Source organism: Microbispora hainanensis, from assembly GCF_006874475.1.
Taxonomy (GTDB): Bacteria; Actinomycetota; Actinomycetes; order Streptosporangiales; family Streptosporangiaceae; genus Microbispora; species Microbispora hainanensis.
The window spans coordinates 275,077-291,630 of sequence record NZ_VIRM01000003.1 but is presented as its reverse complement, the minus strand read 5'-3'; the positions used below and the strand labels follow the sequence as shown (position 1 = coordinate 291,630).

The 16,554-nt window shown below is 70.6% G+C and carries 15 protein-coding genes and 1 pseudogene; 9 read left to right on the top strand and 7 right to left on the bottom strand.

Annotated elements, in window-relative coordinates; genetic code table 11:
- Nucleotides 1-27: 27 nt before the first annotated feature.
- Nucleotides 28-351, bottom strand: a complete 324-nt coding sequence (locus FLX08_RS41885; protein ID WP_244312408.1) for a tetratricopeptide repeat protein — start codon at nucleotides 349-351, stop codon at nucleotides 28-30.
- Nucleotides 352-1,569: 1,218 nt separating this feature from the next.
- A pseudogene (locus FLX08_RS04300) lies at nucleotides 1,570-2,952 on the bottom strand (AfsR/SARP family transcriptional regulator); the annotation flags it as partial.
- A gap of 968 nt (nucleotides 2,953-3,920) precedes the next feature.
- On the opposite strand from FLX08_RS04300, the gene FLX08_RS04290 reads away from it, so the two are divergent.
- From FLX08_RS04290 to FLX08_RS04280, 3 genes are all read left to right on the top strand, one after another.
- Nucleotides 3,921-5,213, top strand: coding sequence for a helix-turn-helix domain-containing protein (locus tag FLX08_RS04290; protein ID WP_142616852.1), 1,293 nt, complete (start codon nucleotides 3,921-3,923; stop codon nucleotides 5,211-5,213).
- Between the two features lie 196 nt (nucleotides 5,214-5,409).
- Complete coding sequence (locus FLX08_RS04285) at nucleotides 5,410-5,982, top strand: copper resistance CopC family protein (RefSeq protein ID WP_142616851.1); 573 nt, start codon at nucleotides 5,410-5,412, stop codon at nucleotides 5,980-5,982.
- Nucleotides 5,983-5,990: 8 nt separating this feature from the next.
- Complete coding sequence (locus FLX08_RS04280; RefSeq protein ID WP_341874309.1) at nucleotides 5,991-7,973, top strand: bifunctional copper resistance protein CopD/cytochrome c oxidase assembly protein; 1,983 nt, start codon at nucleotides 5,991-5,993, stop codon at nucleotides 7,971-7,973.
- A 146-nt stretch (nucleotides 7,974-8,119) separates the two neighbouring features.
- Here the strand turns inward: FLX08_RS04280 and map are convergent, their stop codons facing one another.
- Nucleotides 8,120-8,968 (bottom strand): type I methionyl aminopeptidase, encoded by an 849-nt coding sequence (gene map / locus FLX08_RS04275; RefSeq protein WP_142616850.1) that lies wholly within the window; start codon nucleotides 8,966-8,968, stop codon nucleotides 8,120-8,122.
- Between the two features lie 43 nt (nucleotides 8,969-9,011).
- Here map and FLX08_RS04270 point away from each other — a divergent pair, with 43 nt between their 5' ends.
- On the top strand, nucleotides 9,012-9,188 hold the full coding sequence (locus FLX08_RS04270; protein WP_341874308.1) for a hypothetical protein: 177 nt from the start codon (nucleotides 9,012-9,014) through the stop codon (nucleotides 9,186-9,188).
- Between the two features lie 187 nt (nucleotides 9,189-9,375).
- Here FLX08_RS04270 and FLX08_RS04265 read toward each other — a convergent pair whose 3' ends face one another.
- A complete protein-coding gene (locus tag FLX08_RS04265) occupies nucleotides 9,376-9,666 on the bottom strand; it encodes a CBU_0592 family membrane protein (RefSeq protein ID WP_142616849.1) in 291 nt (96 codons plus the stop codon).
- A gap of 104 nt (nucleotides 9,667-9,770) precedes the next feature.
- Between FLX08_RS04265 and FLX08_RS04260 the strand changes: the two genes are divergently transcribed.
- Entirely contained in the window at nucleotides 9,771-10,733 is a 963-nt protein-coding gene (locus tag FLX08_RS04260; RefSeq protein ID WP_142616848.1) for a LysR family transcriptional regulator, read from the top strand.
- Nucleotides 10,734-10,768: 35 nt separating this feature from the next.
- Here the strand turns inward: FLX08_RS04260 and FLX08_RS04255 are convergent, their stop codons facing one another.
- On the bottom strand, nucleotides 10,769-11,347 hold the full coding sequence (locus FLX08_RS04255) for a hypothetical protein (protein ID WP_208761247.1): 579 nt from the start codon (nucleotides 11,345-11,347) through the stop codon (nucleotides 10,769-10,771).
- Nucleotides 11,348-11,478: 131 nt separating this feature from the next.
- Between FLX08_RS04255 and FLX08_RS04250 the strand changes: the two genes are divergently transcribed.
- Complete coding sequence (locus FLX08_RS04250) at nucleotides 11,479-12,627, top strand: lipase family protein (protein WP_208761246.1); 1,149 nt, start codon at nucleotides 11,479-11,481, stop codon at nucleotides 12,625-12,627.
- A gap of 72 nt (nucleotides 12,628-12,699) precedes the next feature.
- On the opposite strand, the gene FLX08_RS04245 is transcribed toward FLX08_RS04250, so the two are convergent.
- Complete coding sequence (locus FLX08_RS04245; RefSeq protein WP_142616847.1) at nucleotides 12,700-13,323, bottom strand: response regulator transcription factor; 624 nt, start codon at nucleotides 13,321-13,323, stop codon at nucleotides 12,700-12,702.
- Nucleotides 13,320-14,105 carry a sensor histidine kinase gene (locus FLX08_RS04240; protein ID WP_208761245.1) on the bottom strand — a complete coding sequence of 262 codons (786 nt, stop codon included), beginning with the start codon at nucleotides 14,103-14,105 and terminating at the stop codon, nucleotides 13,320-13,322. The genes FLX08_RS04245 and FLX08_RS04240 overlap by 4 nt, the downstream gene beginning before the upstream one ends.
- A gap of 201 nt (nucleotides 14,106-14,306) precedes the next feature.
- Between FLX08_RS04240 and FLX08_RS04235 the strand changes: the two genes are divergently transcribed.
- The 3 genes from FLX08_RS04235 to FLX08_RS04225 are packed head-to-tail and all read left to right on the top strand — an operon-like array spanning nucleotide 14,307 to nucleotide 16,539.
- A complete protein-coding gene (locus FLX08_RS04235) occupies nucleotides 14,307-15,011 on the top strand; it encodes an ABC transporter ATP-binding protein (RefSeq protein WP_142616845.1) in 705 nt (234 codons plus the stop codon).
- Nucleotides 15,008-15,772 carry an ABC transporter permease gene (locus FLX08_RS04230; RefSeq protein WP_142616844.1) on the top strand — a complete coding sequence of 255 codons (765 nt, stop codon included), beginning with the start codon at nucleotides 15,008-15,010 and terminating at the stop codon, nucleotides 15,770-15,772. The genes FLX08_RS04235 and FLX08_RS04230 overlap by 4 nt, the downstream gene beginning before the upstream one ends.
- A gap of 8 nt (nucleotides 15,773-15,780) precedes the next feature.
- Nucleotides 15,781-16,539: an ABC transporter permease gene (locus FLX08_RS04225; RefSeq protein ID WP_142616843.1), complete on the top strand. Its 759-nt coding sequence runs from the start codon at nucleotides 15,781-15,783 to the stop codon at nucleotides 16,537-16,539.
- The last annotated feature ends 15 nt before the right edge of the window (nucleotides 16,540-16,554 follow it).

Genomic DNA, 16,554 nt, shown 5'->3' with positions numbered 1-16,554 from the left:
CATCCTGTCCCTCCCCCGCACCGAGGATCAGCCGGTGAGCGCCGCGTGAGCCGATCGAGGCCGGGAAGGGGCCAATCCGGGGAAGGCGGTCTCGATGGCGCGCAGTTCGTCCTCCGCCACCCGGGAGAGACTCTCGTCCACGGACCGCTGCCGCGCCGCCAGCGCCTCCCGCGCGTACGCCAGGGCCTGTGCCGGCTCGTTCAGGAGACGATGCACTCTGGCGAGCATGGCGAGCGACTCGCACTCGCTGACCCGGTAGCCGATCTCCCGGGCCACCCGCAGACCGCGCTCGAGGTAGGACTTCGCCGTCCGCGGATCGCCGCGCTCCAGGCACAGCTCGGAGAGCGACATGAGGCCGCCCGCCTCGTGGTAACGGTCTCCCGCGGCCTGCGCGAGCGCGAGTCCCGCGCCGAGCAGGCTCATGGCCGCCGTCAGGTCGCCCAGCCTCCGGCAGGCCGTCGCCTCGGTCAGCAGCGAATGACGCTCGCCGACCTCCGAGCCGATCTCCCTGGCGATCGCCCGCTGGGCCTCCGTCCGCTCACGCGCCTCCGCGTACCGTTCGAGCTTGAGAAGGGTGACGCCCATATTGCCCAGGGCGCGCATCTCGCCGAACCCGTCGCGCAGCGCGCGTCTCAGCTCGAGCTCGGCCTGCTGGTGCGGCAGGGCCTCGGCCGCCCTGCCGAGGTTCAGCAGCGCGTTGGCGATCTGGCCGTGGGCCAGGGAAAGGATCTCCTGGTCGCCGGTCCGCTCGCCGACGCCGAGGGCCTGCCTGTTGAGGTCGCGCTGCTCGTGGCGGTGCGCGCCCCTGACGAGCTGCCAGGTGAGGGCGAACCCGGCGTAGGCCCCGAGCCGTGCGACGTCGTCGTCCTCGCTCTGCATCGCCTGGGAGGCGGCGGCGATCACGTCCGGCAGCTCCTCCGCCAGCCAGTCTCTGGCCTCGTCGACGGTTCCGAGCTCGAGCGGGCGCTGTGGCACGGCGGACCAGGGAAGCTGCACGCGGTGGGGATCGAGCATCGTGCTGGCACGACGTGCGGTCGCCCCGTAGAAGCCGAGCGCGCCCATGAGCGCGTCCTTACGCGCCTCCGGCGTGAGGCGGGCGTCCGCGAGCTCGATCGTGAACAGCCGCACGAGGTCGTGGAGACGGTAGCGGCCCGGTTCCGAGATCTCCACCAGGTGCGCGCGTGCGAGGCGGTCGAGGGCGCGCTCGGCGGCGTCGACCGGTTCCCCGAGGAGGGCGGACACCAGCTCGGCGGTCAGGCTCGCCACGTGCAGGACGCCGAGGTGACACATCGTCCGCGCGGCCAGCCGATCGAGCTCGCCGCCGTTGGCCAGACCCTCGTAGCTCAGCTCCAGACTGGAGCGGACGGCGCTTCGGCCCGACTCCAGCTCGTGGAGCGTACGCCGCCGGTCCTCCAGCCTCGTGCCCAGATCCCGCACCGTCCAGTCGGGGCGTTCGGCGAGCCGGGCGGCGGCCAGGCGCAGAGCCAGCGGCAGCAGGTCGCACAGGTGCGCCAGGCGGCCGGCGGCGGCCGGGTCCGCCGCGATCCGTTCCGCTCCGACGAGCTTCGCCAGCATGGTGACCGCCTCCGACCGCAGCAGCCTCCCGAGCACGAGCTGGACGCAGTCGTCGGTCACCGCGTGCGACTCGCGGCTCGTGATCAGCACGGTGTTGCCGCACGGCAGGCCCAGCAGGGCGCGCACCTGCTCGGGCCCCGCCGCGTCGTCGAGCAGGATGAGGGTCCTGCGTTCCTCCAGCCGGTCGCGCAGCACCGCGGCGGCCTCGTCCTCATCGGACGGCACGGCCTCGCCCGGCAACCCCAGGGCGCGCAGGAGCCTGCCGAGCACCTCGATCGGCTTCAGGCGCTCGACCCCGGGCGTCGCCCCCTGGAGGTTGACGTACAGCTGTCCGTCCGGGAACGCGTGCGAGGAGGCGTGGGCGGCCTGTACGGCCAGCGCGGACTTGCCCGCCCCGGGGGCCCCGGTGATCGCGATCACCGCCTGCGGGGATCCGCCGTCCCAGGGGGAGAGCAGGGACCGCAGACGCACCAGTTCCTCGGCCCGCCCCACCAGGACGCTCGCCGCCCGCGGCAACTGGCGGGGATGCCGCGCCGGGGCCTCGGCACCGCCGGCGCGGTCCTGCACCCGCGCGAGCGACGCATCGGCCCGCAGGATCAGTTCGTACCGCTCGCGCAGCGTCGCGCCGGGATCCACGCCGAGCCGCTCCGCGAGCAGTCGTTTGACGTCTATGTACGTCTGGAGAGCGTCGGCCTGCCTGCCACAGCGATACAGCGCGAGCATGAGCAGGTCGCGGGTTCGCTCTCGCAGCGGTGCCTCCGCGGCCAGCTCGGTCAGCGTCCTGGTGCAGCCCCAGGCCGAGCAGTATGTCGGCGTGATCCTCCCGTGCGGACAGGCGCGACTCCTCGAGACGAGCCCGTTCCGCCGCCGCGAAGGGACCCGGCACACCGCAGAGGGCGGGCCCCGACCAGCACGCCAGGGCGGCGTCCAGTGCACGCAGGCCGCCACGGAGGTCGCCCGCGCCGCGTAGCCGGCGGGCCTCGGCCAGGCGGCGTTCGAAGTCGTTCACGTCCACCTGCACCTGGCCGCGCTCCAGCGCGTAGCCCCGCGACCGGTTCACCAGGACGGCGTACGGACCACGCCTGCCGGGGTGGGGCTCCAGCACCCGCCGGAGGCCGGCGATGTAGGTGTAGAGGCTCTGCTCGGCCGTGTTCGGGGGGCGATCCCCCCAAAGACCGCTGATCAGCACGTCCTTCGGGACCACGCGTCCTTCATGCCCGACGAGTACGCACAGGGCCGCCCGCTGTAGCGGCGGTCCCAGCTCGATGGGCCGTCCGCCGCGCCACCCCGCGGGCGGGCCCAGCAACCGCAGACGGGACGGTAAGTCCTGAGAAGTTCCACACTGATTCGAATTATCCATACGTCTTTGGACTCCATGCGGTGACGGCGCAGACGCGTTGGGTGCATCGCCCGGCCCTATTGGGAGGCTGTGCGCGGAGCCTCGTGATCGGGCGATCGGTGCGTCCCTCGGCGTTCTTGTACAGCTACTGCAATACGAAGTCATCCCTGTGATGCCGGCTATGGGCACATCGTTGGACCTAGATCGGCAGAAGCTTCAATATGCCATCACGTATCTAGATTTTGTCTAGATATGTGGAGAAGCGTGCGAGGCTCTGGTGGGGGTGTGCGATGGAGTCGCGACCCTTCCCCGTCTTCCCGGCCACGTCATCGGCGTTGGGGGCCACGTCCGGCCCTGCCGTGGGGGGCGGCTCCATGAGGGGTGACGAAGAGGGGGTGATCGCGGCTTCGTGCCGCTCGAGAGGGTCGTACGCCTCGTCGGACGCCTGTCTCCGGCCCGGCGAGCCGATGCGGAGTCCGAGAGGCACGCCGGGCGCGATTCCTCGATGGCCGCGCGCCGGACGAACAAACCGCGGCCCGGCGCTGGAAATTCGATTTTGTCACCGAGGTGCAGGCGCTCTCCGGCGGCACCGGGAAATTGAATTCACCCGCTCGGGAAATTAGCGGAAAAATGAGATGCGCCGATGCGTGGCGTCGGGCTGGAGATATCGCTTTATCGGGTCGGAGGAATTACCACTTTGGAAAGGCCGATGATTTGGAGCGGCGTCCGCCGGGGCGCCGGAGAGGATGCCAGGGATGCCGGACAGTTCCTGATCTTCGTCCCCGACGTCCCGGCGTGTGCTGCCAAGCGGCTTGATCAGCAGCAGAGGTGGTTGGCCAGGAAATCCGCGTCCGCAGAAGACGTGGACGCGGTAGCTGGCGTAGCATTGCCGCCAACGGCCAGCACGGCCGAAATGACGACGGTAAGAACGGGTAGGGCGAGGCGGCGCACGGTGGATCTCCCATCAGCTTAGACTGCCGGGCCTACAATACTGCAGGAGTTGCCAATGGCCGCGCAAGATCTGGTCGGACAGCGCATCAAGGCGATTCGTCGTCAGCGTGGGCTTTCTCAAGCACAGTTGGCACATCCCGAACTTTCTGACAGTTATGTATCGCTGATCGAAAGCGGCAAGCGCACGCCCACTCCCGCTGTTCTCGAACTCCTCGCGCAGAAGCTCGACTGCTCGCTCACCTACCTCGTCAACGGCGTCACCGCGGAGCAGATGGAGGATCTCGAGGTCGGCCTCGGGTTCGCCAAGATCGCCTTGGAGAACGGCGAGGTCGCCGAGGCCCGCCGTCGCTACGCCGAACTGCTCGCCGACGGCAACCTCCAGGGACTCGCCTCGCTGCGGGTCGAGGCCCGCTACGGCTACGCGCTGGCCTCCGAGGCGTGCGGCGAGCTCGCCGAGGCCATCTCCGTGCACGAGCAGCTCAGCGAGTCTGAGGCGGAGACGATGACGCAGGAGCGCAAGATCGCGGTGGCGCTGGCGCTGTGCCGGTGCCATCGGGAGCGGGGTGACTATTCCGCCGCCGTCCAGGTCGGTGAGCAGGCGCTCGAGAAACTGGGCAAGTCCGGCTGGAATGACGCGCTGATCGAGCTCGGCTCCACGCTGCTGGGCGTCTACCTCAGACGCGGCGACATGCTGCGGGCCGGGCATTTCGCCGCCGAACTTCTGGCGGCCGCCGACGCACTGGGAACTCCCCGGGCCACCGTAGCGGCATGTTGGAACGCCGCATATGTGGCCGAGGAGGCAGGGCGCGGGGAAGAGGCCCTCACCCTGATCGAGCGTGCGCTGGCGATCCAGTCCGAGACCGGCGAGCCGCGCAACCTGGCGCGCCTACGGGGCGCGCACGCGACCCTCGTCCTCAATCTGTGCCCCGACGACTCGGAGAAGGCGTACGATCTCCTGCTCCGGGCGCAGCGGGAGATGGAAGCCGCGGCCACGAGCACCTTCGACAGGGCCCTCGGTGCCCTCGATCTCGCATGGGCGGACATCGTCCTCGCCCATCCCGAACAGGCCGTCGAGCACGCGCGGGCCGTCGTCGACCTGGTGCGCGGCACTCCAGGGTGGATGAAGACACGGGCCGCCCTCCTGCTCAGCCAGGCGCACTTCCTGCTCCATCAGGACGAGGAGGCCGCGGCCGAGCTGGACACGGTGAGCCAGTGGCTGGAGAACGCGCCGCCCACGCGGAAGACGGCCGAGGACTGGACGACGCTCGCCGAGATGCGCCGGCGGATCGGCGAGGACGAGCAGAGCGTGGCCGCCTACCAGCGCGCTCTCGCCTGCGTCGAGCTCTGACCGCACGCACGGGAATCGGCCCGCACACACGGGAATCGGCTCACAAGGACAGGTTCTGCCGGGCCGGAGGCTGCTCGCCCCGGCCCGGTTCGCGTCTCGTGTGACGAGAGCGTGGACCACAAGGGCTCCGGGTCATCCCCAGTCTTCCGGTGCGAGGTATGGACCGGACCCCCAGGTCGGTAGCCTGGGAAGTGCCATGAAGAGACCCTTCCTCGCCGCCTTCGGCTCGCTCCTGGCGGCTCTCCTGCTGTGTGTCGCGCCGGCCCTGCCCGCTCAGGCGCATACCTCGCTCAAGAGTAGCGACCCGCAGAAGAACGCGCAGGTCAAGACCTTGCAAAAGGTCACACTCGAGTTCGCGGACTCCGTCCAGTTCCCGGTCGTGATCGTCCGCGGCGAGGACGGCAAACGCTACGAGAAAGGCGAGCCGGTCGTCGACGGGCCCAAGGTCACCGAGGCGGTGACCGAGCCGGTTCCCCCGGGTCGCTACACGATCGCCTGGCGCGTGGTCTCGCCCGACGGGCACCCCCTTGAGGGGGAGATCCCGTTCACCGTGGTCGGCGACCGGTCCGTAGGGGCGGCGACCTCGGCGGCCGCCCCCGGCGATCCGGCAGCGGCGTCCGCACCGGTGGCCGCCGCGCCCGCGACGGCACCCGCGGCGCAGGCCGATGACGGCGGGCAGCAGGGCATCCCCGGGTGGACCTGGGCGGTGATTTTCGGGATCGCCGGCGTCGGCATCGGGATGTTCCTGAGCCTGCGGAAGAAGCCGTGAACCGGGCGGTGCGACTGACCGCCGCGGCGCTCTGCGCGGCCGTCGGCGCACTCGTCGTCGCGATGGTGCTCGGCGGCGCCGCGACCCCGCGCATCATCCCCGGGCTGCCCGACGAGGGCACCCTGACCCGCTGGATGCTGCCGCTGTCGAAGCTCGCGATGGACGTCTCCGGCGTCCTGACGGTGGGCCTTCTGGTGGCCGCCGCGGCGTTCCTGCCCAACGACAAGGGCCTGCTCGGCAAGCAGGCGCAGAGTTACGTGAAGGGCGCGTCGTGGTCCGCGCTGGCCTGGGCGGTCGCCGCGGCGGTGGCCCTGGTCTTCAGCCTGTCGGAGACCCTCGGCGCGCCGGTGGGACAGATCCTCGCCGGCAACGAGCTGACCAGCTACGCGAGCCAGGTGCCGCAGGGCATCGCGCTGACCCTGGTCGTGCTGTTCGCCGTCGCCATCGCGCTGTTCGCCCGGGGTGCGATCACGACGGGCGCCGCCGGAGGACTGCTGGTCTTCGCGCTCGTGACGCTGCTGCCGCCCGCCCTCACCGGACACTCCTCCTCCTCGCCCAACCACGGTCTTGCCACCACCTCGGTGGCCATGCACCTGCTCTTCCTGGCCCTGTGGGTGGGCGGCCTCGGGGTGGTCTGCGTGCACGCGCTGCGCGGGCGGTCCCTCCTGGACGTCGCCGCCGCGCGCTTCTCCCGGATGGCGCTGTGGTGCTTCGCCGGTGTCGGCGTCTCCGGGCTCGCCGCCGCCGCCTCGCGCCTCACCTCGGTCGGCGAGCTGTTCACCTCGAGCTACGGACTGCTCCTGCTGGCCAAGATCGTCGCGTTCGGCGTCCTCGGGTTCGTCGGCTGGCGCCACCGCGGCCGTACGCTGCCGAAGCTGTCGGAGGGGGAGCCGCACGCCTTCCTCCGCCTCGCCCTCGGCGAGGTCCTGCTGATGGGAGCGACGATCGGCCTGGCCGTGGCGCTGTCCCGGACGGCCCCGCCGCCCGTCGACACGCCGGTCGACCGGGCCTTCGAGCTGCTCGGCTACCTGGTCCCGCCGCCGCTGACGGTCGCGAACCTGCTGACGCTGTGGTGGTTCGACCTGTTCTTCGCCGTGCTCGCCGTCGTCATGGCCGGCCTGTACGGCGCGGGCGTCGTACGGCTGGCCCGCCGGGGCGACCGGTGGCCCCGGGGCCGCACGATCAGCTGGTACATCGGCGTCGTCATCCTCGTGTTCAGCACGCAGAGCGGCGTGGCGCGCTACTCGCCCGTGCTGTTCAGCGTGCACATGACCGAGCACATGGTCCTGTCGATGCTGGTCCCGATCTTCCTGGTGCTCGGCGCGCCGGTCACGCTGGCGCTGCGCGCGCTCAAGCCCGCCACCCGCCGGGGCGATCGGGGCCCGCGCGAGTGGCTCACGGTGATCCTGCACAGCAGGGTCATGAAGTTCTTCAGCCACCCCGCCATCGCGACCGCGATCTTCGTGGTGTCGACGTTCGCGCTGTACTTCACCCCGCTGTTCGCCGCGGCGATGGAGGAACACCTCGGTCACATCGCGATGACCGTGCACTTCCTGCTGAGCGGCTCGCTGTTCTTCTGGGTGATCATCGGCATCGACCCGGCGCCGTACAAGCTGCCCTACTACGGGCGGCTGCTGCTGCTCATGGTGACCATGCCGTTCCACGCGTTCTTCGGGATCGCCCTGATGAGCATGGGCTCGGTGCTGGCGTCCAGTTACTACGACCAGCTCGGGCGCACCTGGGGTGCCTCCTCGCTGGCCGACCAGCAGATGGGCGGCGGCATCGCCTGGGCCTTCGGCGAGATCCCCACGCTGATCGTGCTGCTCGCGCTCGGCTTCCAGTGGTGGCGCGACGACGAGCGCGTCGCGCGCCGTGCCGACCGCCGTGCCGACGCCGCGGCCGCCAAGTCCGGCGGCACGGGGGACGTGGAGCTGGACGCCTACAACGACTACCTGGCGAAGCTGAACAGGCGGGACAGAGCAGCCGAATAGGGCCGCGGAGTATCCGGCGTCTCGTGCTGTCGGCGAGCGTCCTCTGCCGAGACCCGCGGCTTCAAGAACCCCCGCGATGCCTGGGAAGATGCCGTGGCGTTTCGCCGGAAACACCGGCGAAGCGCCACGGCATCGCTCCGGCGCTGTTACGGCAGGGTGAGGATCTCGTAGCCCGACTCGGTCACCACGAGGGTGTGCTCGAACTGCGCGGTTCGCTTGCGGTCCTTGGTCACCGCGGTCCACTTGTCGGGCCAGATCTCGTAGTCGATCGTGCCGAGCGTGAGCATGGGCTCGATCGTGAACGTCATCCCCGGCACCAGGGTCACCGACAGCGAGGGGTCGTCGTAGTGGGGGACGATGAGCCCGGAGTGGAACGAGGTCGAGATGCCGTGCCCGGTGAAGTCGCGGACGACGCCGTAGCCGAAGCGCTTGGCGTACGCCTCGATCACCCGGCCGACGATGTTGAGCTGACGGCCCGGCGCGACGGCCTTGATCGCCCGCATCATCGCCTCGCGGGTCCGTTCGACCAGCAGGCGCGACTCCTCGTCGACCTCGCCGACCAGGAAGGTGGCGTCGGTGTCGCCGTGCACGCCGCCGATGTAGGCGGTGATGTCCACGTTGACGATGTCGCCGTCGCGCAGCACGGTGTCGTCCGGGATGCCGTGGCAGATCACCTCGTTGATCGAGGTGCACAGCGACTTCGGGTAGCCGCGGTAGCCGAGCGTCGAGGGGTAGGCGCCGTGGTCGCAGAGGAACTCGTGGCCGATGCGGTCGAGCTCGTCGGTCGTCACGCCGGGGGCGACGTGCCTGCCGACCTCTTCGAGCGCCTGCGCGGCGATCCGGCCCGCGATCCGCATCTTCTCGATGGTCTCGGGGGTCTGGACGTCGCTGCCGCCCTTCTTGGGCTCGGCCTTCCCCACGTACTCGGGCCGGGGGATGTGGGCGGGAACCTTGCGGGTGGGCGAGATTCGCCCGGGGCGGAGCAGCGTGGTCATGCGGCCAAGTCTAGTTGCGCGTCAAGGGGGCACGATTAAGGACGTGAGCGATCAATGGTGGTTCTGCCTGAAGCACATGAGCGTCGAGCCCGAGAAGGGCTGCCCGAACAAGGACCGGCTCGGTCCCTACGACTCCCGCGACGCCGCCGCCAACGCCCTGCGGACGGCGGCCGAGCGCAACAAGCGCTGGGCCGAGCAGGACAAGGAATGGGACGACTGATCTCCTGACCCCTTGCCCGGGGCCGGTGATCTCCTGACCCCTGGCCCGGGGCCGGCCCTCGGGCGCCTTCACCCGGGCCCGGCCCTCCGGCAGCTCTCCTGGGCCCGGCCCCGGCACCTCTGCTTGAGCCCTGCCTCCGGCGCGTGCACCCGGGCCCGGCGCCTCTACGCGGGCCCGGGTCTCCCTCTCACCGTCCAGGTGCCGGCGCGGCCTCGGCCGCCTGCCGACGAGCCGTCGCGCGGCGGGCGACGAGCCTGCCGAGCGTCCAGACGCCGATGCCGCTCCACACCAGGTTGAGGCCCGCCGAGGGCCAGGCCGAGTAGTACGCGCTGTTGATCATCAAGGTGGCCGCCCCGCCGAAGTTGAGCACCTGGTAGGGCAGCCCGTCCGCGGACATCCTGCCGGACGACACCAGCGCGTACGCGAGCAGGAGGACGACGGCGCCCACGGTGCCGATGATCGTGATGAAGGTGGACATCAGGACGGTCGGCCGTCCACGCACATGGTCATGACCCGATGATCCTGCCCGCGGAGAGTGAAGGGCAAGTGAAGGATTCTTAATCCGAACATAAGATCTGCTGCATGGATATCGACCCGCGGCGGCTGCGGATCCTGCACGAGGTGTCCCGCAGAGGCGGCGTCATGAAGGCCGCAGAGGCGCTGCATCTCACGCCTTCGGCCGTCTCCCAGCAGCTCGCCCAGCTCGAACGGGAGGTCGGCCTCGCGTTGTTCGACCGATCGCAGCGCAGGGTCACGCTGACCCCGGCGGGGCGGGTGCTCGCCGCGTACGCCGAGCGCATCGAGGAGCAGCTCGCCGAGGCGAGGCACGAGCTCAACCGCTTCGCCGAGCGGCTGTCCGGGCCGGTGACGATCGCGGCGTTCCCCACCGTGATCCGGCATCTGCTCGTCCCCGCGCTGCGCGAGCTGGCCGTACGGCACCCGCGGATCACGCCGGTGATCCGGGAGCTGTTCGGGCCGGGCGCGGTGCAGGAGCTGCGCCTCGGCGGCGTGGACCTGGTCGTGACCGAACGGGACATGAGCCAGCCGGCCGCGTCGCTGCCGTCGATGTCGCGGCACCCCCTCTACGACGACGAATACCGCATCGTCGCCCCGCCGTCGTGGGACGAGGTGCCGGCCACCGTCGCCGACCTGGTGGACCTGCCGTGGGTGGCGGGAGTGCCCGACCAGGCGTGCGGGCAGGCGCTCGAACGGCTCGCCCAGCTCCACGGGTTCGTCCCGCGCCGCGTGCACCTGATCGCGGAGTTCCCGCCCGTGCTCGGGCTGGTGTCGGCGGGGCACGGGGTGGCGATCGTGCCGTCGCTGGCGCTGCTCGACGTGCCGCCGGGCGAGGTGGTGGTCACCGGCATCCGCGGCGTGGGCACCCGCAGGATCGAGGCGCTGACCAGGGTGAGCCGTACGACGTCGGGGGAGCCCGACCCCATGCAGGCCGTGGTGATCGCTATGCTGCGCGAGGCGGCCGAGGCGGTGGACCGGCGCGTGCACGAGCTCAGCCGCGCCCCGCTCGGCTCGTCGCCCGCGTCCTGACCGATCTGCCGGGGGCCGGCCGGTCGCCGGACGTCTCAGTCGCTCACGTGGGGGCCAGTGATCCGTTCGGCCAGGCGGGCGAGGCGCTCGCGCAGGCCGGGCCGCCGCAGCTCCCCGGCCGCGCTGCTCACGAGGTGCTGCGCCGCGTCGAAGCTCAGGACGGCCCCTTCGGCCGGTACGGAGATCGCGTCGTGGGCCAGGGACTCCAGCTCGGGGTCGCCGCCGTCGATGGCGAGGATCGTGGCGCCGGTGCGGCGCGCGTCGTCCACGCGTTCGAGCAGGGGCACCGGCGCCCGCTGCTCGGCGACCACGAACAGCGTCTCGCCCCTGCCGGCGCTCCCCAGCCGCTCCATCCCGACCCGCAGGTGGGCGGGCGCGCCGGGCGGCGGCGCCCAGCGGACCAGCGTGGGGGAGAGCTGTGCGAGCCCCGACAGCCGGGCCTCGTCGGACAGGTGGGCGGTGACGTGCCACGGCTCGTCCTCGGGGGTGCCGACCACGAGAAGCCCTCCGGGCGACCGGGTGGCCCGCAGGGCCAGGCCGAGCTCCCGGGTGCGTTCGAGCCATCCGGTGGAGGCGAGCACCTCGCGCAGCAGGTTCACCGATGCGGCGTCCATGACCGTTATGGTGCCTGACATGAACGCGTGAAGTCCCGCCAATTGGGCCCTTGACACGCCGTTACCGCCGGGTAACGATCGCCCCGCGGCGCCGATTTTGGAATGGGATCCAACAGCCGGAAGGCGGCTTCATGAACCTTCGCGTTCGTGCCACCCTGTCCATGATCGGGGCTCTTCTCCTGCTGCCCGCACTGGGCGGCACCGCACGCGCGACCTCCGCCGGGGAGGTCGTCGAGGCGAGCCGCACGACCGTCTACCTCGTGCCCGGCAAGCTGCTGGAGATGCCGGTGAAGGCCTGGCACCTCCGCTATCGGTCCACCTCGGCGACGGGAGAGCCCAACGTCGTCTCGGGCACCCTCCTCGTCCCCGACGCCCCATACCTCCTCGGCAAGCGGCCCATCGCCGGATATGCCGTCGGCACGCACGGCATGGGCGACCAGTGCGCCCCGTCGGCCGCCATGGCGCGCGGCACCGAGGCCGAGCTCGCCATCGTGAGCCTGATGCTGCTCAAGGGCTGGGCCGTCGCGGTGACCGACTACGAGGGGCTCGGCACGCCGGGCGACCACACGTACATGGCGGGCCTGTCGCAGGGGCACGCCGTGCTCGACTCGATCAGGGCGGCGACGCGGGTGGCCGGCGCGAACCTGTCCGGCAGCGCTCCCGTCGTCGTCATGGGCTACTCACAGGGCGGATCGTCGGCGGCCTGGGCCGCCCAGCTCCAGCCGTCGTACGCGCCCGAGCTGCGGCTCAAGGGCGTCGCGGCGGGCGGGGTGCCGGCCGACCTGCGGGCCGTGGCCGACCACCTGGACGGCACCGGCGACTTCGGGCTCGCCGCGGCGGCCGGCATCGGTCTGGACGCCGCCTATCCCGAGCTGCGCCTGGACAGTTACCTGACCCCCGAGGGCGCGGCCCTGTTCGGCGACGCCCGCGACGACTGCGTGGGGGACCTGCGGGCCAAACTCGGCGGGCGGCGGCTCGCGGAGCTCACCACCGCCGACGTCATGAACCTCCCGGACTGGCGGGCCCGCCTCACCGAGAACCGTCTCGGCGCGTCCGCGCCTCGGGTGCCGCTGTTCCTCTACCACGCCAAGGGCGACGAGATCATCCCGTACGACGTGGGCAGGACCCTGCGGAAGGAATACTGCGCCCAGGGCGGGAACGTCCTGTGGACCGGCCTGCCGGCCGGCAGCCACGTGCTCGGCGCGGTCGAGGGCGGCCCGCTGGCGGTCGCGTGGCTGGCCACCCGCGTCGCCGGTCTCCCGGCGATCCCGAACTGCTGACCGTCGAGTGAACGCGTGCGCCGGTTCGCGGATGGCCGCACGTGTTCGATCGCAAGACGCCTGGGCACGCACTCAACGTGTCGGCCGGACGAGGTTGCTCTCGTAGGCCGCGATGACGAGGTGCGCGCGATCTCGTGCCTGGAGCTTGCTCAGCAGGTTGCCGATGTGGGTCTTGACGGTTTTGATCGAGATAGTGAGCCTCGTCGCGATCTCGTCGTTGGAAAGCCCGCGGCCGACCAGGGTGAGGACCTCGGTCTCCCGTTCGGTGAGACCGTCCAGGCTCCCCGGCTTCGCGAGTGCCGGCTGGGCGATGTAGGCCTCGATAAGGCGTGCAAGGACTGTCGGGGCGAACAGCGACTCGCCCCGATGCGTTCGGCGGATCGCGTCGAGGAGTTCGTCCGGGTGGGCGTCCTTGAGGAGAAAGCCGCCGGCACCGGCTTGCAGGGCGGCGCGGACATACTCGTCGGCCGTTATGCGGCGGGTGGCTGCGATTCCGTCTGTGCCCGGCATGCGGATGTCCATCAGCACGACGTCGGGATGGAGCTCAGCGGTGCACTCGACCACCTCATCGCCTGTGCCCGCCTCGCCGACCACCGTCATGTCGTGATTGGCGTTGATGACGGCGGCCAGGCTGTGACGCAGCAACGGCTGGTCATCGGCGATGACGACGCGAATCCGAGTCTCGCGGTCACTCATGACGTCCGAGCCTCGGGAATGCGGGCGGTGACGCGAAACCCGTTGTCGACGTGCTCGGCTCGAAAGGTCCCGCCGATGGCGGCGACGCGCTCCGTGAGCCCCTCGATCCCATGCCCGGCTCCCGGGTGAGGTGTCCATCCGTCCACAGGGCCTTCGTCCCATACGCTCGCGACCACCCAGTCGCCGTCGCGACGCACGTGGACGTCCGCGCCCGTGGGCCCGGCATGCCGGGCGGTGTTCGTGAGGGCCTCACGCACGATGGAGCAGACCATGAGTTGCGCCCCGGAGCTGATGTCATCGATCTCGCCGAGCCTGAGAGTGACGGTTGGACCCGCCCTCTCGGCACTCGCGATGATGGCCGGCAGGTCGTGAAGGGATTCCGCGGGCAGCAGAGGTGCGGTCGTGCCGGTCGAGTCGCGCAGCACGTTGAGCATCCGGCGTAGCTCCGTCGTGGTCTGCCGTCCGATGCGCTCGATGTCCGACAGCGCCGCGGGGCTGTCATCCCCCGCGCCGGGATAGCGTGCCGCGCTCGCGCGGACAGTGATCAGACCCAGGCCGTGAGAGACGATGTCGTGCAACTCGCGAGCGATGCGGAGTCGTTCGGCCTGTGCCGCGCGTTCGCCGGCCCATGCCGTCAGGCGCGCTTCGTACGCGATCCGCTGCCGGCGTGCGTGAAACAGCGCCCACACGGTGACCGTCAACGCCAGCGCGGCGATGACCACCGGGAGGACGACCGAGGCGGCACCCCCGCGGCCGACCGCGAGAAGAGCGAGCAGGAGCACGACGTGGACGGCGACGGCCGATGGCCAGGCTCGCCGGCTGCGTTTCGGAAGTGCCCGACCCGGCCCCATCCCCGAATTCTAAGGACTCCCTCGTGGATGAGACATCGGTCCTGGGTCCGAGAGGCCAGAGTCCGAGCCGCGCGACCATGTCCGGTCCTCGGTCCGATGGCTGGGGGCCATGCTCCGGGTTCACATGTGACCATGATTACGATCGACGACCTCGTCAAGCGGCGGGGTTCCACGGAGATCCTGAGCGGCATCGGTTTCCAGGCCCGTCCGGGAAGAGTGACGGGTTTTCTCGGCCCGAACGGAGCGGGCAAAAGCTCCACGCTGCGCATTCTGCTGGGCCTCGATCGAGCGACTTCCGGCACGGCACTCATTGGTTCTGTCCCGTTCGTGCAGCTTCGTGATCCACTCGCCACGGTCGGGGCCATGCTGGACGGCTCCGGCGCGCATCGGGCGCGGACGGGCCGGGCACACCTGCGATGGGTGGCTCGCTCCGCGGGGCTGCCGCGTGGGCGCGTCGACGAGGTCCTTGACATGGTGGGCCTGACGAGCGCCGCATCGAGGCGGGTCGGCAGCTACTCCCTGGGCATGGCGCGTCGTCTCGGGCTGGCGGCGGCGCTGCTCGGAGACCCCGAGATCCTGATCCTGGACGAGCCGGTGAACGGGCTGGACCCGGACGGCATCCGCTGGATCAGGACCTTCCTCCGCGAACACGCCGCGTCCGGCCGTACGGTGCTGCTCTCCAGCCACCTCATGGGGGAGCTCGCGGAAACCGTGGATGACGTCGTGGTCATCCACGAGGGCAAGGTCGTGGCGGATGGCACCCTCGACGAGATCACCGGCTCTCACCGCACTCTCGAGGACGCGTTCTTCGCCCTCACCACGGGGAATGCGCCATGAGGGCGCTCGCGGCCGAGGCCTCGAAGCTCGCCTCGTTGCCGGCGGTGTGGATCGCGATGGCCGCCGGGGTGCTCGTGCCGAGCGTGATCGCCGCGATCACCGCGTCGTCGACCCGCAGCACGGTCACCCGCGGCGCCGCGACCGTCGCCGGGGCCGACGCCGGATATCAGGAACTGGCGTTCGGCGTGGTCGGTGCGATCATCCTCGGCGTCGTCGCCATCAGCAGCGAGTACTTCACCGAGAGCGCGGAATCCGGAGGCGGGCGTCAGATCACCACCAGCCTGACCGCCGTTCCCAGCCGCCTTCGGTTCCTGCTCGCGAAAATCTCCGCGGTCGCGATCGCCTGCGCGGTACTCGCGATCATCGCGTCGGGGACCACCATGGGGGTCGTCCACGTGGTCCTCGGCGAGCACGCCCCGGCGATGGGAGTGGACGACGTTCCGCGGCTGGGCGGTGTGGTCTGCTACTGGGTGTACACCGCGCTCCTCGCCTTCGGGATCACCGTGCTCACCCGCCACGCGGTGATTCCGCTCGCGGTGCTCATCGCGAACACCTCGGTCGTCACCGTCACCTATCTGCTGACCAAGATCACACCGCTGGCGAATTACCTGCCCGACATGGCCGGGGTCCGCATGTTCGTCCGGAGGCTCCCCGACGACACCGTCGAGATCAGCCCGCTCACCGGAGGACTGGTGATGACCGCCTGGGTGGCGGTGCTGCTCGTGATCGCCGCCGTCGCGTTCACGCGGAGGGACGCATGACGGCCCCTATGACGGCGACTCGCAGCCATGGCCGGGAAGCCGCTCAGGCGCTCGCGGCGGAAATGTCGAAACTCGCATCTCTTCCAGGGACCTGGCTGACGCTCGGAGGCACTCTGGTGGTGAATCTGATCCTCGCGATCGCGTTCACGATCGCCGGCCTCCAGGGTTCCACCGGCACCAGGAGCGCCGTCGACATCGGACTGGCTTCGATCGGCTACGCGCAAGCCGGCTTCGTCGTCCTCGGCGTCCTGACGGCCTGCTCCGAGCACGTCGGCGGGCAGATCCGCACCACGCTGACCGCGATGCCCCGCCGCGCCCTTCAGTTCACCGCCAAGCACCTCGCGCTGGCGATGGTCGTGTTTCCCGCGGCGGCGATCACCGCTGCGTCCGGAGTCGTGCTCACGGCCGGTGTGCTCGGCGACACCGCTGCGCCGGTGACCTCAGGTCGTGTCGCGGGGGCGCTGGGCGGTGTGACCGCGTATCTCGCACTCACATCATTGATCAGCGCCGCCGTCGGTGCGCTCGTGCGCCGGACTCTTGCGGCAGTCGTCGTCCTGCTGGGGTACTTCTTCATCGCCGGACCGCTCCTGCGCGATCACACCGCTGTGGCGAAGTACCTCCCGGACGGTGCCGGATTCGCCATGTGGTTTCCGGCGGCGGACGACGCGAGCGCGGTGACACCGGCGCAAGGCGCCCTCCTCCTCACGGCTTGGACTGTCGCCCTGATCGTCTTCGTCCTGATCGGGTATCGCCGTTGGGATATGTGAAGCGCAGTCCCCGGA